Raw genomic sequence first — 547 nt, forward strand, 5'->3', positions numbered from 1 at the left:
TTTTTGTAACCCCTTCGTTGTGTTGGGGTTGCAAATATAAGACGCGATTTGAAACCACCAAAAACAAAATCAAAAAAGGAACATTTTTTTTAAATTTTTTCGGTTGTCCCATTCCGTTACTTCATCTTCCCTGTTTCAGGAAGCATAAAAAGAGCAACATTATTACAGTGTTAAAACATAGCAGGACCAGTATACCCGAATTACCACGACTAGTATAAAGACCGGGTGCAACAGCATACTTATACACCCCATCGTTTCTTCTAAAGAACTCCTTTTATCAAATCGCCAAACGTTATATACAGCATCACCTTTCTGGCTGTGCCATAAAAAAAGCCTTTCAGTATGACTACTGAAAGGCTTGTGCCCCGGGCCGGGGTCGAACCGGCACTCGCATTGCTGCGAACAGGATTTTAAGTCCTGCGTGTCTACCAATTTCACCACCGGGGCTCAAAAAAAAAATCCACCCTAAGGTAGGATGGATTTTTTTGAGCGGAAGACGAGATTCGAACCCGCGACCCCAACCTTGGCAAGGTTGTGCTCTACCAGC

The 547-nt window shown here is 43.3% G+C and carries 1 tRNA gene; it reads right to left on the reverse strand.

Going from position 1 to position 547, the window contains the following annotated elements:
* Positions 1 to 361: 361 nt before the first annotated feature.
* Positions 362 to 447: transfer RNA gene (locus tag BUE76_RS16745), tRNA-Leu, on the reverse strand.
* Positions 448 to 547 lie beyond the last annotated feature (100 nt).

This window comes from Cnuella takakiae, assembly GCF_001953305.1.
GTDB classification, from domain to species: Bacteria; Bacteroidota; Bacteroidia; order Chitinophagales; family Chitinophagaceae; genus Flavisolibacter; species Flavisolibacter takakiae.